Source organism: Janthinobacterium sp. P210005 (assembly GCF_036231865.1).
In the GTDB taxonomy this organism is placed as follows: domain Bacteria; phylum Pseudomonadota; class Gammaproteobacteria; order Burkholderiales; family Burkholderiaceae_D; genus Janthinobacterium; species Janthinobacterium kumbetense.
On record NZ_JAZARC010000005.1, the window covers coordinates 442,382 to 466,472 of the forward strand.

Consider the following 24,091-nt stretch of genomic DNA (forward strand, 5'->3'; position numbering starts at 1 on the left):
CTAGCCTGGCACGCGGCTGGCATCCCACACGCGCAGAATCTGCGTGATGGCGCCGTCCAGCACGGAGTAGCCCACGCCATCGCGGGTCTGGATAGCCACGCCCGACAAAAAACTGTCGAAGACGGACGCCAGCGCTACGGCATCCATATCACCAGGCAATTCACCGCTGGCCATGCCCCGTTCGACGCAGCGCACGAAGCCGGCACGCGTGCGGGCGCGCGATTGCGTGAGGGGCGCGGCCACAGCCGCATGCTCGGCCGTCGGCGCGCTCATGCAACCGAGCGCCACCATGCAGCCGGGCGGGTGGCCCGCATCGGACTGCATGCTGGCCGACTGGCGCAAGGCCAGCTCGATGGCTGCGCGCGGCGCCAGGCCGTCGTCCCACAGGCATTCCGTCACGCGTGCAAACGTGTCCAGATAGCATTGCGCCGCTTCGCGGAACAACGCTTCCTTCGAGCCGAACGCCGCATAAAAGCTGGGCGCGGAAATACCGCCGCCCAGGCTCGCCTTGAGCTGACTCAAGGACGTCGATGCATATCCCTGTTGCCAGAATAAAAACATGGCCTGCTCGACCGCCGCTTGCCGATCGAACATGCGCGGCCGTCCCATTTGCGCCATCCATCGTTCCTTTTCATCTACCCGTATGCTACTTACATACTACTCGATACAGAAGTCATTGACAACGCGGCGCGCCATCGCCTATATTTGTACCGATCGATACATATGTACCGCAACGACGGTCAGGGGCACTCCTGCGCCTGATCACTTGACAAGGATGTTTGCCGTGAATCACGCCACTATCACCACCGGAGCCAGCCCTGCGCTGACCGACCGCCTCCCCGTCGCCGGCCTGCTGGCCCTGGCCATGACGGGGTTTATCTGCATCGTCACGGAAACCTTGCCCGCCGGCTTGTTGCCACAGATCAGCGCAGGACTCGGCATCAGCGCCGCGCTGGCCGGGCAAATGGTCACGGCCTATGCGCTGGGCTCCCTGCTGGCGGCCATTCCGCTCACCATCGCCACGCGCGGCTGGCGCCGCCGCAATGTGCTGCTGCTGACCATCATCGGTTTTCTCGTGTTCAATACCGTCACGGCGCTGTCGTCCCACTACTGGCTGACCCTGGCGGCCCGCTTCTTTGCCGGCATGGCGGCCGGACTGGCGTGGAGCTTGCTGGCAGGCTACGCACGGCGCATGGTGGCGCCGCATCAGCAAGGCCGCGCCCTGGCGCTGGCCATGGTGGGCGCACCCGTCGCCCTGTCCCTGGGCGTGCCGCTGGGCACCTTGCTCGGTTCGCTCGTCGGCTGGCGCGCCGCATTCTGGATCATTTCCGCCCTGACATTGATCCTGATCGCCTGGGTGCTGGCGAAGGTGCCGGACTATCCGGGCCAGTCCGTCCATGAACGCCTGCCCCTGCGCCGCGTCTTCACGACGCCGGGCGTGCGCTCCGTGCTGGCCGTCGTCATCGCCTGGATGCTGGCGCACAATATCCTCTACACCTACATCGCCCCGTTCGTGGCGCCGGCCGGCTTGACGGAGCGGGTCGACTTGGTCTTGCTCGTCTTCGGCGTCGCCGCCATGGCCGGCATCTGGATCACGGGCAAGCTGGTCGAGCGCCACCTGCGCGCCACCGTGCTGGTCAGCCTGGCCGTGTTCGCCGCGACGGCCCTCGTGCTGGGCATCGCGTCACAGTTTCCCATTGTCATTTACCTGGGCATGGCCGTCTGGGGCTTGTCCTTTGGCGGCGCGGCAACGCTGTTGCAGACGGCGCTGGCCGACACGGCCGGCAGCGGCGCCGACGTGGCCTTGTCGATGAATGTGGTGGCGTGGAATGGGGCCATCGCGGCAGCGGGCGTGGCAGGCGGCGCCTTGCTGGAAACCTGGGGCGCGGGCGCCTTCCCATGGGCCATGGTCAGCTTGCTGGTGCTGGCCTTTGCCATCGCCTGGTCGGCCCGCGCGCATGGTTTCCGGCCGGGACGGCGCAGCGGCGGCGCGCCCGTGGCCGGGCATTGAGCATCAGGGAGCCGCAGGGACACTCATGATGCGCGGCACGTGTCCCGTCTGCGCGAGAAAACGGACCAGGGTGGCATGCGACAGCGCCACCGTGGCCGTGTTGCGCAGCGGGTGCTCGACGAACTGGACATCGCCGGCGCTGCTTGCCAGCCAGCGGGACAGGGTTTCTTGCATGGAGGCTCCTCAGCGCGGACGCGATGAAGAGATTGTAGCGGCGCGCCGCGTGCTGCGCTTGCCGTCAAGGCGGGTTCTCGTCCTTGTCGGCCTTGTCGGCCGCCGCCAGCCCCCAGTCATTCCAGCCTTCGCCAAACAGCTCGATCGGATGCTGCGTGCGTTCGGAACCATTGCCGCAGCGCATGGCATCCGGCGGACAATACTTGTCGCAACCCCAGCAGATGCGTTCGGGGTTCTTCGGGTTTAAGGGAAAGGGCTTGGCCATGGGAGGCGATCGTGGTCCGTTGAGGGTTCTTGTCGACTCTAGACCTGGCGCGGGGGGAGGTCAAACCAATTTCAGCTAGAAACTTGTCCAATATCAAGCTTGTGCAGATCGTGGAGCATCGGCATGGCGCCGTCCCCTACTCTTTATCGTTTCTGACGGATATGGCCACTTCCAGCACGATACGCGCCACATTGACGCCGCCGTCGGCGGCAGGCTGTGCCTTCAGCTCATCTTGCGCGTAGACCATCGTCACCATGGCGCCAGGCACGAACAGCCTGATGTCTTGCTTGTGGTTTATGTAGATGCTTTCGTCCACTGTCGAGCCATTCGCCAGGCGCAAGGTGAAGCTGTTGACCTGATCGCCACGGCGGCTGTCCTGGCCCGCGAAATACGTTCGTTCGATGATGCCCGTCAAGGTTTGCGTCGGGAGGCGCTGGGCCTCGATGCTTTCCCACCAGGCTACGGAAGCGAACAAGCCATGCCTGCCTTTCAGGCCCATGTGGGGCCTGGCACTGTCGAGGGTGAGGGCCTGGGTTTTGGCGACGCGGCCGGGATCTTTTGCCAGGGCTTCAGCGAGGGTATAGACGGGTTTCATCAGCTGCGGGAATTGTTAAAAACAGTCGCTCAATGTTTGCGCCGGATGACGTAAGCGTTGCCGGCAGGCTCGAAACCGAGCGTCGGATAGTAGGACATGGCGTCCGGGGCGGAGAGCAGTATCAAAGACACGTCGTCGCCGATGATGGCCTGGGTGCGCTTGACAAGTTCCTTGCCGATACCCAGGCCCTGGTACCGCTGGTCGACGGCCAGGTCCGACAGATAGCAGCAATACGCATAATCGGTCAGCGAGCGGGCCAGCCCCACCAGCTCATTATCCACCCAGGCCGACAGCGAGAGACAAGGTGCGGCGAACATGCGCGCGATTCTCGGGAGATTGGCGGTCGGGCGCTTGATGCCGGATTGATCGAAGACACGGACGACATCGAGCGGATCGAGGGGGAAGTTATGGCGATATTCGACAGTGCTGTTTTTCATGGATTCAAAAGTGGAAAGTGATCGCGCATGGGAATAGCTTGTTTCTGCAAACTTTACTCAGATTCGCATATGCATTGAATAGTATGCCAGTTGCGGGAGAGAAAGGCTGTTCCCGTCCCCACCGCGCCTGTGACGCTCATTCCGATGTCCGGAACTTCAAAAAGCGTTGGCCTTCATACTCCACCTCGCGATCAAACAGGAAGCCGATTCTTGCCAGCCCCTTGACGCGAGTGCGGCTGGGCGGCAGCAGGATGCTGACCGGGCCAATGCCCAGTTCCAGCCGGCGGTGCATGAAATGGCGCGCCAGCGCCGGCCCATGTCCCCAGAACCCGGGGAGCAATACCAGTGCCAGGTCTGCTTCGTCCCCTTCATTCTGAAAACCGCCCCAGCCGGCAAACGCGCCATCCACCCGGATAGCCCTCGGTCCATAGCCATTCGCTTGCCACTGCGCGTCCTTGCCTTTCGCCCATTCCGCAATAGCGCCATCCGTCCAACGTTCGGTGGCCAGTGGCATATGGCGGATGACGTCCGGGTGATTCAACAGAAGGAGCCATTCTTCGTGGGGAATATCGGAAAACGGGTGAAAAGTAAAAGCCATGTGCGTTCAGTCAGTTGAATGAAAAGCCGATGAACTTATCATCGTGCCACGAAAAGTACGTACTCGCCAACGGAGAACAAAAACGGCGGATCCGGGATTGCAGACTGTAGAATGCAAAACCTTTCATATCTCTATCTGATATCGAACAGACTTGGCAAGGATTGTAAATATGTTGGCACCGTTACGTTTGAATAGATGCATGTACGCTTCCTTGGTCGTCGCCGTTTTTCTTGTTGCTGGCGTCTCATCGACACTCGCGGCCACGCTTGACGAAGACCGGACACGCGGCGACATCCATGGTTTGTTTGAAATCAGGGAGGCCGCAGTACAGTTCATTGCAGCAGAAAACTCCAAAAAGGGAACAAGTTGGCAAGTCCTGGAGCCGAACCGGAAGATTCTGGTGACAAAATGCGCGGCAGCTTTGAGCGTGAAATGGGTTCCGCAAAGCCACGGCCTGTCTGGGCCGAATGTTGCCGTGAGTTGCGCCAAGACCGTCAATCCCGCGATACAGCATAAATGGGAAGTGTTTGTGCCAGTTAGCCGTTAAAGGGGGCATCGCGCATAAATGATCGCTTGGGAAGCCAAGATCGAATGGGCGCAAAGGCCAGTTCCGCCATTGGCGCATGGACAAAGGCGTTGGACGTCGTGGATGCCGGCTCAATTGAAAAGCAAGCCACGAAATAGATATCAAGGCAACAGGGCCATGGGCGAATAAAAGCAATCCTCCCGCACCGGACCTGACAACATGCGATAAAAAAGCCAGTCAAATGACTGGCTTTTCTTATTATGTCGGACTTTCTTGAAACTGTTTTGCACTATCACAAATCTCATACCATGCAGGCTTGGAGCCAACATGCACATGGAATTGTATTCTTGCCTCAGGGTCATCATCCAGGCAATTGACTGAGATGGGAAATGAATCATTCTCTGAGCCAATTTCCCCTAAAGAAGTTCCGCATTTTTTGCAAAAAGTTCTTGCATATGTAAACGGAGGTTCCGGCTCATAGCGTTGAATGAATTCCCGTCCCGCCAGCAAGGTAAATGAATTTTTATCAACAAAGGCCAAGGCGCTCGCTCCGGCCTTCCGACAACGGGAACAGTGGCACATGCCCATCATGCCCGGGGGGGATGCCAATTCAAACTTTACCGAGCCACAGCAGCAACTGCCTTTGATCATGAGGAGTCCTTTTTGAAAGTTGACACTGTATTTTTACACAGTATTTCCAAACAGACAAGGCACACATGATTCAGAAAACACCGCGCGCGGGGCTGCCGCGCAGCGGGGCATTGCTGCCGCATCACCGGATACCGGCAGACTATTCTTGGCCATCAGGGCCAGATCATCTCCAGACCGACCATCTTGACGACGAAAAAGGTGACGAGCCCCAGGCCCAGGAGCGTGAGCACGAAGAGTGCGGCCACCTTGCCGCCCGCGCGCAGCACCGCGCGCGCCTCTTGCTCTTTCCCCTTCTTCCCTTGATCGTAATGCCACTTGATGGCGAAGAACATGCCCGTGCAAAGCACGAGAGCCTTGAACGTAACGAAGACTATAGGGGTCCAATCCATCATTTTGAGTATTTCCAGGTGTTATTACTTGATACTGTCTATCGTGAGGAGCACATCCCCAAAACGCCGCTTCCGCAACTACGGTTCAAACCATCCCCCAGGGCATCCTGCGCGACTCTTTCATTATAGCCAGCTATGAAATATCAAGAGCACCGAGCGCCGTGATTTGCCGAATGCGGATGAGCGAGGTGAAAACGTCAGCGACGGCCATGCAAGGATGGTGTTGCTGCAGGTTCTGACACATACTACTTTAAAACAATATCCATACATTGAGACAAAATGTCCCAGTTGCAAACCATACAAGATTGAAACCTGACCATCTGCTTGCCGCGCCTGGCCGGGAATAAAGGGCCGCGTTTGTTGCGGCTTGCGGAGGCGTTGCAGGCGGCGGTGGCAGAAGGATTGCTGACACCGGGTGACCGCCTGCCTCTGCAGCGCCGGTTGGCGGCACGTGTGCATCCCCCTCGAATTACTCAGGAAAACCATTGCCAACTGCAATAGTCGCCGCCTTCACCGCAATCATTTCGGCCCCCGGGAGGCCCCTGTCAGCATTGGTCAGCACCGCCACATACAGCTGTTTCTCGGGCAGACGCAAAGCGTAGGTGGAAAAGCCGGGAATGCCGCCGCCATGTGACTGCATTGGCATGCCGCGCATCTTGCGCACGCTCCATCCGTAGCCATAGGGAACACTTTTGCCGTCGGCCAGGACATGGGCGGTAAACGCTTTCTGCTGGCTGGAAGGCTTAAGCAGTGTGCCGGCGCTGACGGCGGCATCCCAGCGCGCCAGGTCGTCCACCGTGGACACGAGCGCTCCGGCCGCATACGGCAGCGTCATGCTGACCGCCTTACCTGGTTCGAAGGCGGAGCCGGCACTGCTGCGCGTATAGCCCCTGGCGCGCATCGCACTGCCACGCTCATGGCCTTCGTACGCGCTGTCGAGCATACCGAGCGGCACGAAGATGCGCTGCTCGACGAATTTGGCATACGACAGGCCTGATACCTTCTCAATAATTGCACCCAGCAAGAAGTAACCCGAATTACTGTACGAATAGCGCGTGCCTGGCTCGAACTGGAGCGCATCGTTCTTGAAGCTGTCGATCATCTGACCCACCGTCAGATCCGTATTCATTCCCGCCTCAAAGGCCGGCTTGTTGGTAAAGTTTGCGATGCCCGAGGTATGCGTCAGCAGATGCTCGATCGTAATGCGCTTGCCTCCGCTGGGGTAGTCGGGAAGGAACTTCCGGATGTCGTCGCCCAAAGCCAGCTTGCCTTCATCCGCCAGCATCAGGATGCCGGTGGCGGTGAACTGTTTGCTGATAGAGGCGATGCGCATCACCGTGTCCGGGGTCATGGGCAGGCCCTTGGCCACGTCGGCCATGCCATACGCCTTGCGAAACACGGTAAGGCCAGCCTGCGTGACAATGACGGTGGCGCCAGGCTCGTTTGCCTTGAACAGGGGCGCGATCTCGCTGTCGATACGTGCGGCCAGCGCCACTTCTTCGCTGGCCCCAGTGACGCTTGCAGGAGCGGCGGTGGAGGCGGAGTCAGCGTGGCTGGCGGGAGCTTGCAGCACCAAAAGCAATGTCAGCAGCAGCGGTGAGGCGAGGCGACGCGAGTAAAGTTTCGACATATGGATATCCCGTTGAAAGTGGCTCGGCAGCGCGACCGTTCGCGCCAGCTCAGTAAGGAAGATAAAGAGGATGACGGCAAAGAACCAGCGGCTTGCGACGAACTGCGTTTTCGGCGGACAAGCGGAAGAAAAACGTCGTTTTTTTAGCACGCACCGGGCTGGTCGAACGGATAGCCGTTTTTGCCAGTATTTACTTGAACATACAGGCTCCTTGTTGCACAATCAGCCATTTTCCTGGTGGGAGATGCACGATGAGTGAGCAGAAAGCGGCCGGCGCCCTGACGATGGCAGATGTGACGGCCAGCGAGATCGCGGGCGATCAAACGCCGCAGCCGGCCAGTGCCGCGCACTTGGCGAACTGCGCCAACTGCCAGGCGCCGCTGGGCGGCGCGTTTTGCCAGGCCTGCGGCCAGCCGGCCCACATCCACCATTCGCTGCTGCACCTGGCCGAAGAAGTCGTGCACGGCATCCTGCACTTCGACGCCAAGGCTTGGAAGACGCTCCCGCTGCTGGTGGCCTTTCCGGGCCGCCTGACGCGCCGCTACATCGACGGCCAGCGCAAGAACTATGTTTCGCCGCTGGCGCTGTTCCTGTTCATGGTCTTCCTGACCTTCTTCGTCACCTCGTTCGGCAGCGGCCAGCTTCTCAGCCGCGACGCCAATATCGCCTCGCTGACCAACCACGCCGCGTCCGCCAAGCTCCGGGTCGAGCGCAATGAGCAGGCGCTGGAGGAGGCCCGCAAGGCCAATACCGGGGTCGCCGGTGTCGAGAAGGCGCTGGCCGTTTCGCGCAAGCTGCAACACGAAGCCGAGCAACGCCTGCTGTACGTCGCATCACCCGAAAAAGTGAACAGTGAGGAGGCAGTTGAGCTGAGAGGGCCCGGTTGGTTCGACAAGACTGTCTCCAGGATCGCGTCCAGCCCGCCCAATCCCGACGCCACTTTTCCTGAGCTGGAAAAAAGCTTTCATCACGCCGCAGAGAATCCCGAGTTGGCGTTTTACAAGCTCAAAAACACGATCTACAAGTTCTCGTTCCTGCTGATCCCGATCTCGCTGCCCTTCATGTGGCTGATGTTTTTCTGGAAGCCTGGCGTGACCATGTACGAGCATGCGGTGTTCGTGCTGTACTCGCTGTGCTTCATGTCCTTGCTGCTGACCGTGCTGATACCGCTATCGATACTCAACCAGGGCTGGCTGATCGGATTGCTGGTGTGCGTGGCGCCGCCCCTGCACATGTTTCTGCAGCTACGCGGCACCTACAACCTGGGCAAATGGGGCGCGCTGTGGCGCACTTGCATGCTGCTGGTGGTGGCCAACATCGTGTTTTGCGTGTTCATTGTGCTGGTGTTGATGAAGAGCGTGCATTAGAGTCACAAAAATAGGGGGATTCGGGGCGGGCTGGGCAGGTAGGCCCAGCCCTTTGAATCTCACACGCAGGGCGCCGCCCTGCTCGTTTCCGCTAGACAATAAAAAACCGCCCGAAGGCGGTTTCTTTATTTCCTGGCGGAAGCGGTGAGATTCGAACTCAGGAACAGTTTAACCCGTCGCCAGTTTTCAAGTCTTCAAAATACTTCATACAGTTCAAATGCTTACGCGTAATTTTGTTCCGCACGCAATGTTTTTCCACCACCTTGCAACGCACTGTTTTCACCGCCCCACACGGACGATGCGGAAACGTTTTTTTGTGCAAGTGTGGTCTGTACAGCCAGCGCTTAGTGGTCCGCGAAAGGAGGTAGTAAGTCTTGATCGACCAAACGGATTTCGATGGCGTTGGCTATCTTGACGTGCTCAGGGTTCTCGTCCGAGAACGGCACGTCGGTGACACTGACAATGATGGTGCCGATTTGTTTATCGTTATCCTTCTCGTCCGTGATCATCACAGGCACAAGCGCGCGGGCCTCTGGCACTTGCTGGACCGCCAGCACGCGCGGAAGGTAGAGCATCCAGCCTACGCCAGGCCGATCCTGGAATACCTGCTTCTCAAAATACTGATAGCGTGCGACATTGATGATGCTAGGTTGAAGACTACCGGCAATCATTGAGAGAAGCTCTATCACGCCATCAAGCCCCCCAAGACGTTGAATACCTTCGCCTTGATAATTAATCTCAAGGCTCCAGGCAGGCCAGTCCTCATCGTGAAACTGAAAAGTAATAGTCGCTCCATCGCCTTGCTTAAGTTCTCCATTCCATGCAGCAAAATAACGAATATTGTCGCCTTTAAACTCTGTTTCGAGTACCGCCTCGGCTGCAGGGGTGAGTTCTCCCAGGGCGTCGAAAGCTGGGTATCGAAGCGACTCCTCTTCGGTATCCCCCATCAGGAACCACTGTTTTCCCAGGGGATCAGTTTTTTGCAGAAATCGGACGATAGGCCCAATCTGTTCGACATTGGACCGGAAGGCTAACGATGTGCCGGGTGTCAGTTTTTTGAATGCGGCTTTTATTATGGTCATAATATTATGGAATGTGAAGGACGGATATTCCCAAACTGAGTAACTTTGGCTTCATATATCTGCAAGCCATCGCGGTTTGGAAGTAATACGTTAATGCGGCCGGTTTGTTTCTGCCTACGATTATTGATTGGGCCAGGGCCTGTTTCCCCATGTCAACGAAAATTTTTTCTTGAAAGGGGTATAGAAACTCACCTTCTCTATTAAAAAACTGATCGTATTCTGCTTTTGCCTCTTGCAACAAGCACATGCCAGATTTAAAGCCGTCGAAGTCTTTTCCTTCAAATAACCATTCCATGCCTGTAGGAAATCCCGTTATTCTGGCCTGATACTCCATCGAGTTTTGCGACATGTGGTGATTGACAGGCATAAGAGCACCACGGTCCGGCGGGCACTCTTTGCACTTTTCTTTTTCTTTCGTTGTGGCCTCCGTGCGCGCAATCGCGCCTGATTTAGCCTTATCGGCCTCTTCCTGGCGTTTGCGTGCCTGCTCAAGCGCCGCTTCGCCCGCAGCGCCGGCGGCGAGGCCGACACCGAGTGCAGCCAGTACACGCACTGCAACGGCCTCAACGACAGGAATGACGACAGGAATGAAAATTGCTGGCATCAGTTCATTCCCTGTAATTTGTTGCGCATGATTGCATCGATTTCATCTAGGCGCTGCTCCGGAGTCGCGCCGCGTTTACATAGATAGCCATTGACCAACGGATCATCATGAATACGTACGGCATCAGCAGACAGGTACATCAATCGCATAATGTGCGGCGTACTGGTGAAACCCACACGGGCAGCATAGTCATGCGCATTCTGCATACGTGCCAGAACGGCCTCCCGGCCGGGCTGTACAAGCATGTCAGGCCGGTTAGCAAGGAACTCATCGCATACCATTGAGACGAACTGGCGGGCTTCGCCTTGCTGCAGGGCCTGCCACTGTTCCTCAGTGAGCGTCAGCATGTTGCCTCCCGACCCAAACACGCTGCCCGTTGTGCAGCAGGTGCCACTCGTAAATATGGCTGAAAAATTCCTCCCGCTGCCCGGCATCGAGCGTCTGAGCAAGGTTGGCCAAGACGCGTGGGTCCCAAAAACGCAGCAAGGCGCTACGGCCATCCGGCAGGCGCACCTCCAGCCTCAGTTGCAACAGTTGCGCGAGTCCATCCAAGTCTTGTGGCGAGATCAGCCAAGACAGAGAAGGAGTATCGCGCTCAAGCGCAGTCAGCTCTTCGACAAAAGACTCCGCCACGCTGGCCACATCGACCAGCCAAGGCCCGGCATGCCTGAGCGCAGCGTCCGGGGTGCCTCTGAATAGGGGAAAAAGTCCGGTGCCGGCCAGTAGCCGCTTGTTGCGTTGGGTTTGGTACTGAGCACCATCCACCAAGGCGTATAAGTGTAGCTCGGGCATCGCGTCGCGTCGCTGTTCCCACCGAATTCTGACGTCAAGCATCGTCATTCGCGGATCACCACGGGACTGCCAACGTGGGCAGCCTTGAGCAGGCAATCAAGACAGATGCCCGACGATGTGACGGCCGCGATCTGAGGCGTGGCCTCCAGAGCTGCGATCTTGTCTTCGGCTGCCGGGTCGCCCATTGACGATTCGTCCGACCAGCTCGTGGTTATTTGGCCGGAAATCAGTTTCGCACCGCAAGCGGTCATATCCATGTGACGCGCATAGCCGTTGCCGCTGCCATCCACCAGGTCGCTCGGACCGGACTTGATGGCGAAAGCCCCCTTACATTTGGGACACACTGTCATGTCACCCACGCGCGCGACATACTTGCCGTTGATATCGACGGTGAGATCGGCGCTGATGACTGTGCCGCCGTGACTGGTCTTGTCGCCCAAGACGATGAGGGGTCTGTTCAAATGATGCTCCTGTATGGGATGCCGCCACGCGATAAGTTGCATTTATAGCATACTTTTTAAATATGCCTGATAAGCACGATTCAAAACTCATAGAACTGGCTCGCGAATCGGAGCTCAATGATTCAGCGCGTTAAAGCCGATATCTACTCGAACGCCGCACCGCACGAAAAACTGCTCAAAGTGCGTCAAAATGCGTCAAATCGCACTCCCCCTCTTCGCCCCGACACGCCAGTCCTCATGCGCCTTCGGCCATGGCGCACATTTGAGTCAAAAGAGCCCTAACTAGCGGGCAGGTGTGGAGGGGGGACAACTGCGCGCGCCGGGCCGAAATGGGGATTTTTCTTACTTCCATAGCAATTCCATTCGTCCGGACGTGAAAAAGCCGCCTCGTGGGCGGCTTGTGCGGTGGCTGGGGCGCTCCGGCGCGGCGGGACTGTCGCGCCCGCCCCTGCCGGCTATCGTTGCGTGACGCTCATCCTGCGCGGCCGGCGCGGATCATCGCCGCCTGTTCCTTCTCGTAGTCGTCGCGGCAGTCCACATTGCAGAACAGCAGCGCGGGCGCCAGCGCCTCGTCGCAGTAGTGGCAGCAGCCATGCGCCACCAAGCCCGGCCGGCGGCGCACCGCGGCCAGCCAGCGCGCCACCTCGGCAAAGATGATCTTGTCCGTGTTGTCGATGTGGTCGCTCATGCCGCGCCCTCCCCGCTCGTGGCCAGGTCATACGGGGCGAAGCGCAACACCTCCACGCCGGCCCACTCGTTGATCGCCATGAACTGCGCCTGCAGCGGCACCAGCTCGTTGCGGGGGAAGATGCGCGCGGCCGGATCCACGGCTCCGAAGCCGCCGGCATTGTTCGGCAGGATGCCCATGAGCTGCTGCGGTGCGCGGTGCGCGGCCAGTTGGTCGTCGAGGCAAGAGGGTCAGGTCGGCTATTCGGACACGGACTGATGCGTGGGGCGCTGTAGAAGCTGGCTCAGTTGAAGACCTAGTTAGAACCACGAACGCGCGCCCTCGGCGCGCGGGGCTGCCGCGCAGCGGCAGCGGGTGGAGGATTCGGGGCGGACTGGGCCGGTAGGCCCAGCCCTTCGAATCTCACACGCAGGGCGCGAAGGCGCCCTGCTCGTTTCCGCCAGGCAATAAAAAACCGCCCGAAGGCGGTTTCTTTATTTCCTGGCGGAAGCGGTGAGATTCGAACTCACGAACAGTTTAACCCGTCGCCAGTTTTCAAGACTGGTGCCTTCAACCACTCGGCCACGCTTCCAGATGGCAGCATTATACATAAAGGTCCGTGGCTTACCAATGGCGAGTAGTCGGTGGGGCGCATTTAAGCCCCAAAGCGGCCTCTGGGGTCAGTGACCGGCGCCGGTACGCCAACGGAAAGCCTACACGCCCCAGTTTTCCCGCAGCGCCTTCTCGAACTCCCCCGCCGGCAATGGGCGCGAGAACAGGTAGCCCTGCACCTCGTCGCAGCCCGAACTCTTCAGGAAGGCCAGCTGTTCCGTCGTTTCCACGCCTTCCGCGATCACCTTGTGGTGCAGCTGCTGGGCGATGCTGATGATGGTGCTGGCGATGGCGCAGTCGCTGGCGTCGGTGGGGATGCCGGTGGTAAAAGACCGGTCGATCTTCAGGGTGTCGATGGGGAAACGTTTCAAATATGACAAGCTTGAATAGCCGGTGCCGAAGTCGTCCAGCGACAGGGCCACGCCCAGGGCCGTGATGCGGTCCATGATGCCGATGACCCTCTCGATGTTGTGCATCAGGGTGCTTTCCGTGATTTCCAGCTCCAGCCAGGCCGCTTCCAGGCCATAGCGGGCCAGGGTCGCCGCCACCCTGGCGGGCAAGGCTGCCGTGAATTCGCGGGCGGAAACGTTCACGGCCAGACGGATCGGCGGCAGGCCGGCCAGTTTCCACGCCTGCGCCTGGGCGCAGGCTGCTTCCAGCACCCATTCGCCCACTTGCACGACCAGGCCCGTCGATTCGGCCAGGGGGATGAATTCGGCCGGCGGGATCATGCCGTGCTGCGGGTGGTGCCAGCGCACCAGGGCTTCGGCGCCGATGATGCGGCCGCTGCCCAGCGCGTATTTCGGCTGGTAGTGCAGCAACAGTTGCTGCTCGGACAAAGCCTGGCGCAAGCCTGTTTCCAGGCGCATGCGCGCCTGCATGCCCAGGTTCATGTCCTGGCTGTAGAAAGCCACGCTTTCCCCTTCGCCGCCGCTGTCCTGCTTGGCGCGGTACATGGCGATATCGGCCAGGCGCAGCAGGGTTTCCGCATCCTGCCCGTCCTGCGGGTACACGCTGATGCCGATGCTGGCGCCCACGCGCAGGTCGTGGCCTTCGATCAGGAACGGTTCCACCAGCGAGCCCAGCAGCTTTTGCGCCACCATACTGGCCTCGAAATGCTGGCCGATGTCGAACAGGCCGACGGCGAACTCGTCGCCGCCCAGGCGCGCCACCAGGTCCTGGTCGCGCAAGGCATGGCGGAAACGCAGCGAGACTTGCCGCAGCAATTCGTCGCCGATGCGCCGGCCCAGGGTGTCGTTGATCAGTTTAAAACGGTTCAGGTCGATGAACAGCACGCAGCCCAGCATCTTGCTGCGCTGCGCCACGGAGAGGGCCTGGTCGACCAGCTTGGCCAGCAAGGTGCGGTTAGGCAGGCTGGTCAGCGGGTCGTAATACGCCAGGTGGTGCAAGCGCTCTTCGGCCAGCTTGCGCTCCGTGATATCCGTCAGGTAGGCGATGAGTCCGATGGGCTTGTCGTCCAGGTCTTGCAGCGGCGACAAGGACAGGCTGGCCCAGAAGATCTCGCCTGACTTCTTTCGGCGGCGCACCTCCATCAGGCGTCCTCCCTGCTCCAGGAAGGCGTCATGGAAACCCGTGTCTTCATCGTCGTACAGAAACAGGATGTTGCGCCCCACGGCTTCCACCGAAGTGTAGCCGAACAGGCGCTCGGCGCCCTTGTTCCAACTGGTGATGTAGCCCGTCAAGTCCATCGTCAGCACGGATTCGTGCAACTGGTCGAGGATTTGCGTCTGCTGCGCCAGCAAGGCTTCGACTTGCGCGTAGGCGTGCGTGGAACGTTGCGCCAGCGAATGCACTTGCAAGACGCCCGCCGTCAAGGATGCCAGGCTGGCCAGGTGGCGGCGGTCGGCGTCGCTGTACAGGCTGCGTCCCGCCACGCTGTAATGACCGAAACAGTGGCCATCAAAACTGATTTCCTGCAGCAAGGCGGGCGTATCGCGGGGAAACGGCACTGGCGGCGCAGCGGCGTCCAGGCTGGCAGCAGGCAGGAACTGGCCGTGCGGGCTGGCCATCACGGCGCTGGCGATGCGGCCCAGCTCAGCGACCAGCGCGGGGCCGCGCAAACGCACGACGGCGTCGCACAGGGCGGCGCTGTCACCGAGGAAATCCGACACCGGAAACAGGGTCATGCTAGAGGTTCCGGCTGACCTGGATGGCCCATTGGTAGGCCTGCAGCAGGCTGCGCCAATAGGTTTCTCCATCGATGCCGGCGCGGCGCAAGCCCTCGGGCGGCGGCGTGGCGCTTTCGACCAGCGCCAGCAAGGTGCCCAGCTCGCCATTGCGTTCGAGCAAGGCGACGCTCACTTCCGGCGCCAGGTTCAGGGTGGCGATGATCTCTTCCATCGGCATGCCCAGCAGGACGTCGAGCAGCGAGAACACGCCCGCCATGAAGGCCAGGTCTTGCGCGTCGCGGTCGCCGCCGCGCAGCTGGCACAGCGCTTCCATCTGCGCCGCGCGCACGGCCGCCAGCGGCAGCAGCGCGTGGATCTTGCCATCGTCCTGTTGCCGTGCATACAGCAGCAGTTGCAGCCAGCGCTGCAGCTGGCGCCGGCCCAGCAAAGTGATGGCCTGGCTGAAGCTGGTAATCGGCGCCGTGAAACCGAAGGCGGCTGAATTGACCAGTTTCAACAAATGATAGCTGAGCGATGGATCTTGCTTGAGCGGCACTTCCAGCTCGTGCGCATCGGCATCGCGGGCCAGCAAGCCCAGCAGCGCCAGCAGGCGGCGCCGCGACGTGGCGTCTTCCGGCTCGCTTTGCTGGCGCGCATGGTGCAGCGCGTAATCGCCGGCAAACCAGCTGACGCCAAGTTCTTGCAAGGCGGCAAACTGCCCCGCGTCGGCGATGTTGTAGGCCAGGTGCGGCCCCGCCAGGGGCAGCAACTGGTGCAGGGCCGGACGGGCGCCGGACGCGTCAAAGCTCAGCGCGCGCGCGTCGACTTGCGCCGCCGTCACGGGACCGGCTTCGGCGCCATCGAGAATGAGGCGATAGCCGGCATCGCGCCATTGCTGGCATTTTTTCTGGATGTGCTTGTCGCTGGCAAGATGGGCCGGCAAACGGAAGATGGTGCGTTGCGGCGCCAGTTGCGCCAGCACGGCCTCGTCCACGTCATGCGGGTCGGCCAGAGGAATGATGCAGTCGAGCGGCGCAAGGAAGGCATACGCATCGGCGGCGGCCAGCGCTGCCAGCAGCGGCGCCGTCGAGGCCTGTGGTACATGCAAGGTGACAGCGACCCACTCGTTATGAGCATTGGCAACTGCTTGTAATCCCACCAACGGAAACAGGTTTGATTCAGACGCTGACATCGGTATCTCAGTGTGGGTAGGGCGCCATAGTAAATAAACTGACCAGCATTGGCAACCCTGGCCCGACAGGGATGCCATTTCGACAGCGAGAATCATTCTATCCGAATCTCACCCACGAAACAGTTTAATTTTGGCAATAAATATTCAAAAAAAACATTCCACCGGGAGACCCGCCTGTCATGCGGGTTTGACAAAACCACGGCACCGCGCACGCCTGCTCAGGCGCTGCCGCCATGCGCGTGCTCGACCGCATATTTGATCAATTCGGCCTGCCCTTCGATACCGAGCTTGCGCTTGATGTTCAGCCGGTGCGTCTCCACCGTGCGCACGCTCAGGTCGAGGTCGCGGGCGATCTGCTTGTTCGACTGGCCCGCCGCGATATGCTGCAGCACTTGCTGCTCGCGCGTGGTGAGGAAGGAATCGTGCACTTGCGGACGCGACAGCTGCCGCGCCAGCGCGGCGCTGTAATAGATGCCGCCGGACATCACCGTCTCGATGGCGAAGACGATATCTTTCCCAGGGGCATCTTTGAGCACATAGCCGCGCGCGCCGGCGGCGATGGCTTGCGACACGTATTCGAGCTTGTCGTGCATGGACAGGATCAGCACGGCAATCTGCGGAAACGCCTGCTTGAACAGCGCCGTCGCCTCGATGCCATTCGTGCCGCGCATATTAATATCCATCAACACGAGGTCCACCTGGTGTGCGCGCGCCTGGCTCAACGCCTCGTCGGCGCCGCCCGCCTCGGCCACCACGTCGAAATGCGCCACCGCTTCCAGGCGCGCGCGCAAGCCGTCGCGCACGAGGGGGTGGTCGTCCACCAGCAGGATGTTGATCTTCTCGGTCATGGTTGCGTATCTATTTAGTGTGTGGATGGAAGGCCGAGCCGCGCCAGCACCAGGGTGCCGGCCGGAGACGAGGTGATGTGCAGGCTGCCGCCGATGGCTTCCATGCGCTCCGTCATGTTGCGCAAGCCGATGCCGCGCTGCGGATGCAGGGCGATGCCGTCGAAATCGAAGCCGCCGCCATTATCCTGGATGCGCAATTCCACCGCCTTGCCCGCCTCGTGCAGGCTCACTTCCACGCCGCTGGCGTGCGCATGGCGCTCGCAATTGGTCAGCGCTTCCTGGGCGATGCGGAACAACACGGTATTGACCATGTCGGGCAAGCCCTCGCCCGCCGCCGCCGGGCTGGCCGTGAAACTGGCTTGCGCGCTGCTGCTGTCGTTAAATTCATGCACCAGGTGGTCGAGCGCGGCGGCCAGGCCCAGGTCGTCGAGGATGGCCGGGCGCAGGTTATGCGAAATGCGCCGCACCTCGCCCAGCACCTTGTTCAGCTGCTCGGCGGCCCGCTCGAACGTGGCGGGCGCCTTGTCTTTCTGTTCGGCATTGCCGGCCAGGCGCGCGATGCCCGCCTCGATCTGCAGTTTGATCGACACCAGCCACTGGCTGATGCCGTCATGCAAGTCGCGCGACAGCCGCGCCCGCTCCTCTTCCTGCGACTCGACCACGCGCTGCGCCAGCACTTTCAGCTTGGCGTCGGCCACGCGCAATTCGCGCAAGTTCAGCACCAGGCCGCAGGCGGCCACCAGCAGGGAACCGAGGATGGCGATGGCGGCGATCAATTCCATGGTCGAGCGGATATTGCGCGACTGCTGGGCGTCGACCTTGGCCAGCGCCTGATCCACGTCATCCATGTAGATGCCCGTGCCCATCATCCAGCCCCATTCCGGCATCAGGATCACATAGCCGAGCTTGGGCGCGGACTTGTTGCTCGACGGCTTGATCCAGTTGTAGCGCTCGAAACCGCCGCCGCCCTTCGCCCGCTGCATCAGGCGCTGGATGGTCAGATTGCCCTCGGCGTCGCGCAACTGCCACAGATTCTGCCCCACCAGTTCGGGCTGGCGCGGATGCATCAGCGACTTGCCCTGCAAATCATAGATGAAGAAATAGCCATCGTCGCCATAGCTGAGGGCGGACAGGATGCGCTTGGCTTCCTCTTGCGTGGCGTCATCCTTGCGCCCCGACTGGTACAGGGAAGCGATGGAATGGCTGGCCAGGGTCACGTAATGCTTGAGTTCGGCTTCCTTGCTGGCCAGGTACGCCTGCTGGATGGTGGCGCGCTGCTGCTCGGCCAGGGTGATGGCCTGGTGCCGCACGGCAAATGCGATGGCGCACAGGGCGAGGATCAGCGGCGTGAGGGCCAGGAAGATGACTTTCTGTCTGAGTTTCATGGCCTGGCGCTCCGGCGGCGTCGATGCTGGTGGGAATGCGTGATTTTACGTCGCGGCGGCGCGATCGGCCTGCGTAGTAATACTGAGCGTTACTGCGTAGTCGTGCGCTTGCGGCAATTATACGATTCCTGAATACTCGCCATAAGCTGCAGATACACCAATTCATACCAAACTGGCAACGACCAGGCTCGGCAGCACACATCATCGCACGGCACAGCGCCCGTCAATCTCTGGAGGAAGCATGAACCGCATTTTCAAACAGCTCGGCTGGGCAGCGCTTGCGCTGGCAGGCGCCGGGTCCCTGGGCGTCGTCGCCCTGCAACGCGGCGAACCGATCAGCGCGATCTGGATCGTCATCGCCGCCGTCTGCGTCTACCTGATCGCCTACCGCTTCTACAGCCTGTTCATCGCCGACAAGGTGCTGGGCCTGGACGCGCGCCGCATGACGCCCGCCTTCAAGCACAACGATGGCCTCGACCACGTGCCGACGAATAAATATGTGCTGTTCGGCCACCATTTCGCGGCGATTGCCGGCGCCGGCCCCCTGGTCGGCCCCGTGCTGGCCGCACAGATGGGCTATCTGCCCGGCATGCTGTGGATCTTGGCGGGCGTCGTGTTTGCCGGCGCCGTGCAGGATTTCATCGTGCTGTTCATTTCCATGCGCCGCGACGGCCGCTCCCTGGGCGACCTGATCAAGGCTGAACTGGGCGAAATTCCCGGCATGATTGCGCTCCTGGGCTGCTTCATGATCATGGTCATCATCCTGGCCGTGCTGGCATTGATCGTCGTCAAGGCGCTGACGGGCTCCCCATGGGGCAGCTTCACCGTGATGGCGACGATTCCCATCGCCCTGTTCATGGGCGTGTATTCGCGCTTCATCCGCGTGGGCCGCATCGGCGAGATTTCCATCATCGGCTTCGTGCTGCTGATGCTGGCCATCATCGGCGGCCAGTACGTGCAGGAACACGCGGTGCTGGGCCCGATGTTCACGTTCACGGGCACGGAACTGACGTGGATGCTGATCGGCTACGGCTTCATCGCTTCCGTGCTGCCCGTGTGGCTGCTGCTGGCGCCGCGCGACTACCTGTCGACTTTCCTGAAAATCGGCACCATCCTGGGCCTGGCTATCGGCATCATCGTCGTCGCGCCTTACCTGAAAATGCCGGCCATGACCAAGTTCATCGACGGCTCCGGCCCCGTCTGGTCGGGCAATCTGTTCCCCTTCCTGTTCATCACCATCGCCTGCGGCGCCGTGTCCGGCTTCCATGCCCTGATTTCCTCGGGCACCACGCCGAAGATGATTGAAAACGAAAGCCACGCCCGCTTCATCGGCTATGGCGCCATGCTGATGGAATCGTTCGTCGCCATCATGGCCCTGGTGGCCGCCTCGACCATCGAGCCAGGCATCTATTTCGCCATGAACAGCCCGGCCGCCCTGATCGGCACCACGGCAGAATCGGCCGCACAGGCGATCTCGCAGTGGGGCTTCTATGTCACGCCGGACATGCTGACGCAGACGGCCAAGGACGTTGGCGAGCACAGCATCATCTCGCGCGCCGGCGGCGCACCGACCCTGGCCGTCGGCATGGCGCAGATCCTGTCCGGCGCCATCGGCGGCAAGGCCATGATGGCCTTCTGGTACCACTTCGCCATCCTGTTCGAAGCGCTGTTCATCCTGACGGCCGTCGATGCGGGCACGCGTGCCGGCCGCTTCATGCTGCAAGACTTGCTGGGCAGCTTCGTGCCTAGCCTGAAAAAGACGGAAAACGTCATCGCCAACCTGCTAGCCACGGGCCTGTGCGTGGCGGCCTGGGGCTACTTCCTGTACCAGGGCGTGGTCGACCCATTGGGCGGCATCAACACCCTGTGGCCGCTGTTCGGCATCGCCAACCAGATGCTGGCGGCCATCGCGCTGATCCTCGGCACCTGCGTGCTGTTCAAGATGAAACGGGGACAGTATGCGTGGGTGACGATCACGCCGACCATCTGGCTGCTGCTGTGCACCCTGACGGCGGGCTGGCAAAAGATCTTCGACGCCAATCCGCGCGTCGGCTTCCTCGCGCACGCCAAGAAATACTCGGCGGCCCTGGATGAAGGCACCCTGCTGGCGCCGGCCAAGTCGGTGGCGCAGATGCAACAGATCATCTTCAACGATTACCTGGACGCCGGCCTGGCCGCCTTCTTCGTCATCGTCGTCGTCAGCGTGCTGTTCTTCGGCATCCGCACGATTCTGAAGGCGCGCGCCGACAGCCGCCCGAGCACCAAGGAAACACCGTTCCAGGCCATGCCCACGGTGCAATGATGATCGAAGAAATCATCAAGGCTGGACGGTATCTGGGGCAAAGCATGCGGCTCATGTGCGGCTTGCCCGAGTACGACACCTACGTGGCGCACCGGGAAGTGACCCATCCCGGCGAGCCGATGATGACGTATGAAGAGTTTTTCCGCGAACGGCAGGAAGCGCGTTACGGCGGCGCCGGCAAGCGTGGCGGTTGCTGTTAGCGGACACCTGCCCCAGCCTGCTGCGCGTCGGTATAGGCGGCTTGCGATGCTCACCGCCTCGGCGGCCCCGTACAAAGTACGGTTGCGCTTGTCGGCCACCTCTCCCTTCCGCTCGCTACGGCTAAGTCAGGTGTTGTTGCTCAGCAATAATTTGAGGGCGGTCTTGTGAGACCGCCCTTTTCATTTCCTCTCTTATAAGTTCCCCTCCCCTTTCGTCCATTAGACCCACATCAATATCAGGGTGTGTCTTCGCGTCTATATTTTTCCAATAGGAATTAAATAACAGTCAACGGGCGACCGGGGAAGCAGCGACGCATGTTCAATTTCCAACGCTCCAGCATCAGCCAGAAGCTGACCATGATCTCGGTACTGTCGTCGGGCTGCGCGCTGCTGCTGGTGTTCGTGGCGTTTGCGCTGACGTCCGTGCTCAGCCACAAAAATGATGAAGGCAAGCAACTGCTGTCGCTGGCGGGCGTGATCGGCGCGGCTGGCGCGGTGCCTTTGCTGGCGGGAAAATCGGCGCAGGGGCAGGCGGAACAGGTGCTGGCGGCCTTGTCCGCGCGCAACGAGGTGGCCCAGGCAGCCCTGTTCGACAAGGGCGGGCGCCTGTTCGCCCTGTACCGCGCGCCGCAGCATGCGGACGGCCTGCCGGCGCCGGAAGACATGGACCCGGCCTTGCTGGCCGACATGGCCGTGCAGCCCGTCACGCAAGGTTCGGGCACGACCCTGGCGCCCGCCATGCGCCTGTACCGCCCCGTCTACCGGCCCGGCGAGCCGCAACAGATCATCGGCGCCGTGCTGATCGAGGCGGACCTGAACCACATGTGGCGCGACATCGGCCGCCACGTGAGCGCCATCGGCGGCGCCACCGTGCTGTCCTTCCTGGTCGCCGTATTCCTCGCGCGGCGTTTCAAGAGCGTGATCGCCGAGCCGATCACCAAGCTGATCGATACGGCGCAGAAAGTGTCCAGCAGCCAGACCTACAGCCACCGCATCGCGCACCAGCGCAGCGACGAGCTGGGCGTGCTGATCGACAGTTTCAACGACATGCTGGCGCAGATCGACAGCCGCGACAGCACCCTGGCCAATTACCGCGACCAGCTGGAGCGCCAGGTGGGCGTGCGCACGGCGCAGCTGGAAAAGGCCAAGGATGCGGCCGAGGCGGCCAGCCAGGCGAAGAGCGCCTTCCTCGCCACCATGAGCCATGAAATCCGCACACCGATGAATGGCGTGCTGGGCATGACGGAACTGCTGCTGGCCAGCCCTTTGAGCCCGCAGCAGCGCCACTACACGAGCATGGTGCAGCGCTCGGGGCAGAATTTGCTGGTGATCATCAACGACATCCTCGACTTTTCCAAGATCGAGGCGGGCAAGCTGAGCGTCGAATACATCCGCTTCAACTTCCGCGAATTGCTCGACGATATAGAACACGTGTTCGCGCCGCAGGCGGAAGCGAAAAACATCAGCCTGGAATTCGACATCGCCTACGACATCCCGATCGCCATTTGCGGCGACCCGAACCGTTTGCGCCAGATCATCGTCAACCTGCTGGGCAACGCCATCAAGTTCACGGAAACGGGCAAGGTCACGGTGAAAGTGACCGTGTGCAGCGAAGACGCGCCCAGCGTGGGCTTGCGCTTCGAGGTGCACGACACGGGCATCGGCGTCTCGAACGAGGCGCAGACGCGCATCTTCGAATCGTTTTCGCAGGCGGACGGCTCGACCACGCGCAAGCACGGCGGCACGGGCCTGGGGCTGACGATCTCGAAACAGCTGGTGGAGCTGATGGGCGGCACTATCGGCGTTGATAATGCTTTAACGCAAGGCTCGATCTTCTGGTTCGAAGTAAATTTCGATAAGCGGCGGGTCGACAGCGACGACCCGTCCTTCAACCTGAAAACCACGCGAGGGTTACGCGCCTTGATCGTCGACCACACACCCGCCACGCGCGCCGTGCTGGAGCGGCAACTGGCCAGCTGGCACATCGTCAGCGACAGCGCCGGCACGGCCAGCGATTGCCTGGGCAAGCTGCGCGCGGCCGCCCAGGCGGGCACGCCGTATGCCGTGGCCCTGCTCGACATGGAATTGCCGCGCACCAGCGGCCTGGCCCTGGCCGCCAACATCAAGAGCGACCCGCTGCTGGCCGACCTCAAGCTTTTGCTGCTGAGCACGGAACAGGCGGCGGCCGACCCCGTGCAGCGGCGCGAGGCGGGCGTGGCCTACCAGCTGATCAAGCCGGCCCGCGAATGCGACCTGTTCGACTGCATCGTCACGCCGCCGCGCGCCAGCGACAGCCTGCGCATCCATCCGCCGCACACGGCGCGCCAGGTGGGCCGGCGCCAGCGCCGCCGCGTGCTGCTGGCCGAGGACAATCCCGTCAACGTGGAAGTGGCGCTGGCCATGCTCGACAGCCTGGGCCTCGATGTCGTCTGCGCGCGCAACGGCGAAGAAGCCTTGCAGGCGGCGCAAGCCGAGGATTTCGATCTGATCCTGATGGATTGCCAGATGCCCGTGATGGATGGCTTTGCCGCCACGGCGGAAATACGCCGCCATGAACAGCACTGCGGCCACGCGCGCGTGCTGCCCATCGTCGCCATCACGGCCAATGCGCTGCAGGGCGACCGCGAAGCGTGCCTGGCGGCTGGCATGGACGATTACCTGAGCAAACCTTTTACGCAGCAAGACCTGGGCCACACGATCGCCCGCTGGATCACCCTGCCGCGCGCGGCCACCGTGCACCACAGCGAAGCGCCGCAGGAGGCGCCTGCCGAGCCGCCGCCCGTGGCGACGCCGCCGGCGCCTGCATCCCCGGCATCGGGGCCACCGCTGAACCGGCAGGCGCTGGAAAATATCCGCGCGCTGTCCGGCACGGATGGCGATGCGCTGCTCGAACGGGTCATCCTCGCGTTTACCGGCGAGACGCCGCGCCAGCTGGGCGCCATGCGCGAAGCCATCGCGACAGCGGATGCGGAAGCGTTGCGCAAGGTGGCGCACAGCCTCAAGTCGGGCAGCGCCAACGTGGGCGCCGACGGCCTGGCGCAGCTGTGCAAGGAAATGGAAAAACTGGGCCGCGCCGGCAGCACCGAGGGCGCGGCTCCCCTTCTGCAGCAGATGCAGCAAGCCTTCCTGGCCGTACGCGAATCGCTGAACGCCATCCTCGTGAAGGAACACTGA

26 protein-coding genes and 1 tRNA gene are annotated in these 24,091 nt (G+C 61.3%); 6 read left to right on the plus strand and 21 right to left on the minus strand.

Features of this window, described 5'->3' with window-relative positions:
• Positions 1-594 (minus strand): TetR/AcrR family transcriptional regulator, encoded by a 594-nt coding sequence (locus tag VPH40_RS21260; protein ID WP_328574430.1) that lies wholly within the window; start codon positions 592-594, stop codon positions 1-3.
• A 271-nt stretch (positions 595-865) separates the two neighbouring features.
• On the opposite strand from VPH40_RS21260, the gene VPH40_RS21265 reads away from it, so the two are divergent.
• Positions 866-2,011 (plus strand): MFS transporter, encoded by a 1,146-nt coding sequence (locus VPH40_RS21265; RefSeq protein WP_328574494.1) that lies wholly within the window; start codon positions 866-868, stop codon positions 2,009-2,011.
• Positions 2,012-2,014: 3 nt separating this feature from the next.
• On the opposite strand, the gene VPH40_RS21270 is transcribed toward VPH40_RS21265, so the two are convergent.
• From VPH40_RS21270 to VPH40_RS21290, 5 genes are all read right to left on the minus strand, one after another.
• The gene (locus VPH40_RS21270) at positions 2,015-2,185 is read right to left on the minus strand and encodes a hypothetical protein (protein WP_328574431.1); all 171 of its coding nucleotides are present in this window, start codon (positions 2,183-2,185) and stop codon (positions 2,015-2,017) included.
• Positions 2,186-2,249: 64 nt separating this feature from the next.
• Positions 2,250-2,450, minus strand: a complete 201-nt coding sequence (locus tag VPH40_RS21275) for a DUF3079 domain-containing protein (RefSeq protein ID WP_070255230.1) — start codon at positions 2,448-2,450, stop codon at positions 2,250-2,252.
• Between the two features lie 136 nt (positions 2,451-2,586).
• Entirely contained in the window at positions 2,587-3,045 is a 459-nt protein-coding gene (locus VPH40_RS21280) for a hypothetical protein (protein ID WP_328574432.1), read from the minus strand.
• A gap of 29 nt (positions 3,046-3,074) precedes the next feature.
• Positions 3,075-3,482: a GNAT family N-acetyltransferase gene (locus VPH40_RS21285; protein ID WP_289906434.1), complete on the minus strand. Its 408-nt coding sequence runs from the start codon at positions 3,480-3,482 to the stop codon at positions 3,075-3,077.
• A 136-nt stretch (positions 3,483-3,618) separates the two neighbouring features.
• Positions 3,619-4,080, minus strand: coding sequence for a GNAT family N-acetyltransferase (locus tag VPH40_RS21290; RefSeq protein WP_328574433.1), 462 nt, complete (start codon positions 4,078-4,080; stop codon positions 3,619-3,621).
• 199 nt (positions 4,081-4,279) lie between these two features.
• Between VPH40_RS21290 and VPH40_RS21295 the strand changes: the two genes are divergently transcribed.
• Entirely contained in the window at positions 4,280-4,627 is a 348-nt protein-coding gene (locus tag VPH40_RS21295; protein ID WP_328574434.1) for a hypothetical protein, read from the plus strand.
• Positions 4,628-4,864: 237 nt separating this feature from the next.
• On the opposite strand, the gene VPH40_RS21300 is transcribed toward VPH40_RS21295, so the two are convergent.
• From VPH40_RS21300 to VPH40_RS21315, 3 genes are all read right to left on the minus strand, one after another.
• Positions 4,865-5,257 (minus strand): GFA family protein, encoded by a 393-nt coding sequence (locus tag VPH40_RS21300; RefSeq protein ID WP_077401386.1) that lies wholly within the window; start codon positions 5,255-5,257, stop codon positions 4,865-4,867.
• Positions 5,258-5,409: 152 nt separating this feature from the next.
• Complete coding sequence (locus VPH40_RS21305; protein WP_077401383.1) at positions 5,410-5,649, minus strand: hypothetical protein; 240 nt, start codon at positions 5,647-5,649, stop codon at positions 5,410-5,412.
• A 466-nt stretch (positions 5,650-6,115) separates the two neighbouring features.
• Positions 6,116-7,426, minus strand: a complete 1,311-nt coding sequence (locus VPH40_RS21315; protein ID WP_328574435.1) for a serine hydrolase domain-containing protein — start codon at positions 7,424-7,426, stop codon at positions 6,116-6,118.
• A gap of 101 nt (positions 7,427-7,527) precedes the next feature.
• On the opposite strand from VPH40_RS21315, the gene VPH40_RS21320 reads away from it, so the two are divergent.
• Positions 7,528-8,643, plus strand: a complete 1,116-nt coding sequence (locus VPH40_RS21320; RefSeq protein WP_328574436.1) for a DUF3667 domain-containing protein — start codon at positions 7,528-7,530, stop codon at positions 8,641-8,643.
• Between the two features lie 344 nt (positions 8,644-8,987).
• Here VPH40_RS21320 and VPH40_RS21325 read toward each other — a convergent pair whose 3' ends face one another.
• The 12 genes from VPH40_RS21325 to VPH40_RS21380 form a co-directional block, all read right to left on the minus strand.
• The gene (locus VPH40_RS21325) at positions 8,988-9,725 is read right to left on the minus strand and encodes an immunity 52 family protein (protein WP_099664945.1); all 738 of its coding nucleotides are present in this window, start codon (positions 9,723-9,725) and stop codon (positions 8,988-8,990) included.
• Between the two features lie 4 nt (positions 9,726-9,729).
• Positions 9,730-10,329 carry a Tox-REase-5 domain-containing protein gene (locus tag VPH40_RS21330; RefSeq protein WP_099664946.1) on the minus strand — a complete coding sequence of 200 codons (600 nt, stop codon included), beginning with the start codon at positions 10,327-10,329 and terminating at the stop codon, positions 9,730-9,732.
• Positions 10,329-10,676: a hypothetical protein gene (locus tag VPH40_RS21335; RefSeq protein WP_251350839.1), complete on the minus strand. Its 348-nt coding sequence runs from the start codon at positions 10,674-10,676 to the stop codon at positions 10,329-10,331. Before VPH40_RS21335 ends, VPH40_RS21330 begins: the two co-directional genes overlap by 1 nt.
• A complete protein-coding gene (locus VPH40_RS21340; protein ID WP_099664948.1) occupies positions 10,660-11,169 on the minus strand; it encodes a DUF4123 domain-containing protein in 510 nt (169 codons plus the stop codon). Before VPH40_RS21340 ends, VPH40_RS21335 begins: the two co-directional genes overlap by 17 nt.
• Entirely contained in the window at positions 11,166-11,582 is a 417-nt protein-coding gene (locus tag VPH40_RS21345; RefSeq protein ID WP_099668180.1) for a PAAR domain-containing protein, read from the minus strand. The genes VPH40_RS21340 and VPH40_RS21345 overlap by 4 nt, the downstream gene beginning before the upstream one ends.
• Before the next feature lie 472 nt (positions 11,583-12,054).
• The gene (locus tag VPH40_RS21350; RefSeq protein WP_251350840.1) at positions 12,055-12,270 is read right to left on the minus strand and encodes a hypothetical protein; all 216 of its coding nucleotides are present in this window, start codon (positions 12,268-12,270) and stop codon (positions 12,055-12,057) included.
• On the minus strand, positions 12,267-12,449 hold the full coding sequence (locus VPH40_RS21355) for a hypothetical protein (RefSeq protein WP_442906672.1): 183 nt from the start codon (positions 12,447-12,449) through the stop codon (positions 12,267-12,269). Before VPH40_RS21355 ends, VPH40_RS21350 begins: the two co-directional genes overlap by 4 nt.
• Before the next feature lie 302 nt (positions 12,450-12,751).
• Positions 12,752-12,841 (minus strand) — tRNA-Ser (locus VPH40_RS21360).
• Positions 12,842-12,962: 121 nt separating this feature from the next.
• On the minus strand, positions 12,963-15,008 hold the full coding sequence (locus tag VPH40_RS21365; protein WP_328574437.1) for a putative bifunctional diguanylate cyclase/phosphodiesterase: 2,046 nt from the start codon (positions 15,006-15,008) through the stop codon (positions 12,963-12,965).
• Between the two features lies 1 nt (position 15,009).
• Positions 15,010-16,098: an EAL and HDOD domain-containing protein gene (locus tag VPH40_RS21370; protein ID WP_328574438.1), complete on the minus strand. Its 1,089-nt coding sequence runs from the start codon at positions 16,096-16,098 to the stop codon at positions 15,010-15,012.
• 302 nt (positions 16,099-16,400) lie between these two features.
• Positions 16,401-17,030 (minus strand): response regulator transcription factor, encoded by a 630-nt coding sequence (locus VPH40_RS21375; protein WP_099664952.1) that lies wholly within the window; start codon positions 17,028-17,030, stop codon positions 16,401-16,403.
• Between the two features lie 14 nt (positions 17,031-17,044).
• Complete coding sequence (locus VPH40_RS21380; RefSeq protein ID WP_328574439.1) at positions 17,045-18,415, minus strand: cache domain-containing protein; 1,371 nt, start codon at positions 18,413-18,415, stop codon at positions 17,045-17,047.
• Between the two features lie 241 nt (positions 18,416-18,656).
• Here VPH40_RS21380 and VPH40_RS21385 point away from each other — a divergent pair, with 241 nt between their 5' ends.
• From VPH40_RS21385 to VPH40_RS21395, 3 genes are all read left to right on the plus strand, one after another.
• Positions 18,657-20,717, plus strand: a complete 2,061-nt coding sequence (locus VPH40_RS21385; RefSeq protein ID WP_077401358.1) for a carbon starvation CstA family protein — start codon at positions 18,657-18,659, stop codon at positions 20,715-20,717.
• Positions 20,717-20,917, plus strand: coding sequence for a YbdD/YjiX family protein (locus VPH40_RS21390; protein WP_100876906.1), 201 nt, complete (start codon positions 20,717-20,719; stop codon positions 20,915-20,917). Before VPH40_RS21385 ends, VPH40_RS21390 begins: the two co-directional genes overlap by 1 nt.
• A gap of 315 nt (positions 20,918-21,232) precedes the next feature.
• Complete coding sequence (locus VPH40_RS21395; protein ID WP_328574440.1) at positions 21,233-24,091, plus strand: hybrid sensor histidine kinase/response regulator; 2,859 nt, start codon at positions 21,233-21,235, stop codon at positions 24,089-24,091.

Excerpts from the sequence above, each read along its gene's own strand:
- VPH40_RS21260 (WP_328574430.1), bottom strand. The coding sequence starts at position 594 with ATGTTCGATCGGCAAGCGGCGGTCGAGCAGGCCATGTTTTTATTCTGG.
- VPH40_RS21265 (WP_328574494.1), top strand. The coding sequence starts at position 866 with ATGACGGGGTTTATCTGCATCGTCACGGAAACCTTGCCCGCCGGCTTG.
- VPH40_RS21270 (WP_328574431.1), bottom strand. The coding sequence starts at position 2,185 with ATGCAAGAAACCCTGTCCCGCTGGCTGGCAAGCAGCGCCGGCGATGTC.
- VPH40_RS21275 (WP_070255230.1), bottom strand. The coding sequence starts at position 2,450 with ATGGCCAAGCCCTTTCCCTTAAACCCGAAGAACCCCGAACGCATCTGC.
- VPH40_RS21280 (WP_328574432.1), bottom strand. The coding sequence starts at position 3,045 with ATGAAACCCGTCTATACCCTCGCTGAAGCCCTGGCAAAAGATCCCGGC.
- VPH40_RS21285 (WP_289906434.1), bottom strand. The coding sequence starts at position 3,482 with ATGAAAAACAGCACTGTCGAATATCGCCATAACTTCCCCCTCGATCCG.
- VPH40_RS21290 (WP_328574433.1), bottom strand. The coding sequence starts at position 4,080 with ATGGCTTTTACTTTTCACCCGTTTTCCGATATTCCCCACGAAGAATGG.
- VPH40_RS21295 (WP_328574434.1), top strand. The coding sequence starts at position 4,280 with ATGTACGCTTCCTTGGTCGTCGCCGTTTTTCTTGTTGCTGGCGTCTCA.
- VPH40_RS21300 (WP_077401386.1), bottom strand. The coding sequence starts at position 5,257 with ATGATCAAAGGCAGTTGCTGCTGTGGCTCGGTAAAGTTTGAATTGGCA.
- VPH40_RS21305 (WP_077401383.1), bottom strand. The coding sequence starts at position 5,649 with ATGATGGATTGGACCCCTATAGTCTTCGTTACGTTCAAGGCTCTCGTG.
- VPH40_RS21320 (WP_328574436.1), top strand. The coding sequence starts at position 7,528 with ATGAGTGAGCAGAAAGCGGCCGGCGCCCTGACGATGGCAGATGTGACG.
- VPH40_RS21325 (WP_099664945.1), bottom strand. The coding sequence starts at position 9,725 with ATGACCATAATAAAAGCCGCATTCAAAAAACTGACACCCGGCACATCG.
- VPH40_RS21330 (WP_099664946.1), bottom strand. The coding sequence starts at position 10,329 with ATGCCAGCAATTTTCATTCCTGTCGTCATTCCTGTCGTTGAGGCCGTT.
- VPH40_RS21335 (WP_251350839.1), bottom strand. The coding sequence starts at position 10,676 with ATGCTGACGCTCACTGAGGAACAGTGGCAGGCCCTGCAGCAAGGCGAA.
- VPH40_RS21340 (WP_099664948.1), bottom strand. The coding sequence starts at position 11,169 with ATGACGATGCTTGACGTCAGAATTCGGTGGGAACAGCGACGCGACGCG.
- VPH40_RS21350 (WP_251350840.1), bottom strand. The coding sequence starts at position 12,270 with ATGAGCGACCACATCGACAACACGGACAAGATCATCTTTGCCGAGGTG.
- VPH40_RS21355 (WP_442906672.1), bottom strand. The coding sequence starts at position 12,449 with ATGGGCATCCTGCCGAACAATGCCGGCGGCTTCGGAGCCGTGGATCCG.
- VPH40_RS21365 (WP_328574437.1), bottom strand. The coding sequence starts at position 15,008 with ATGACCCTGTTTCCGGTGTCGGATTTCCTCGGTGACAGCGCCGCCCTG.
- VPH40_RS21375 (WP_099664952.1), bottom strand. The coding sequence starts at position 17,030 with ATGACCGAGAAGATCAACATCCTGCTGGTGGACGACCACCCCCTCGTG.
- VPH40_RS21380 (WP_328574439.1), bottom strand. The coding sequence starts at position 18,415 with ATGAAACTCAGACAGAAAGTCATCTTCCTGGCCCTCACGCCGCTGATC.
- VPH40_RS21385 (WP_077401358.1), top strand. The coding sequence starts at position 18,657 with ATGAACCGCATTTTCAAACAGCTCGGCTGGGCAGCGCTTGCGCTGGCA.
- VPH40_RS21390 (WP_100876906.1), top strand. The coding sequence starts at position 20,717 with ATGATCGAAGAAATCATCAAGGCTGGACGGTATCTGGGGCAAAGCATG.
- VPH40_RS21395 (WP_328574440.1), top strand. The coding sequence starts at position 21,233 with ATGTTCAATTTCCAACGCTCCAGCATCAGCCAGAAGCTGACCATGATC.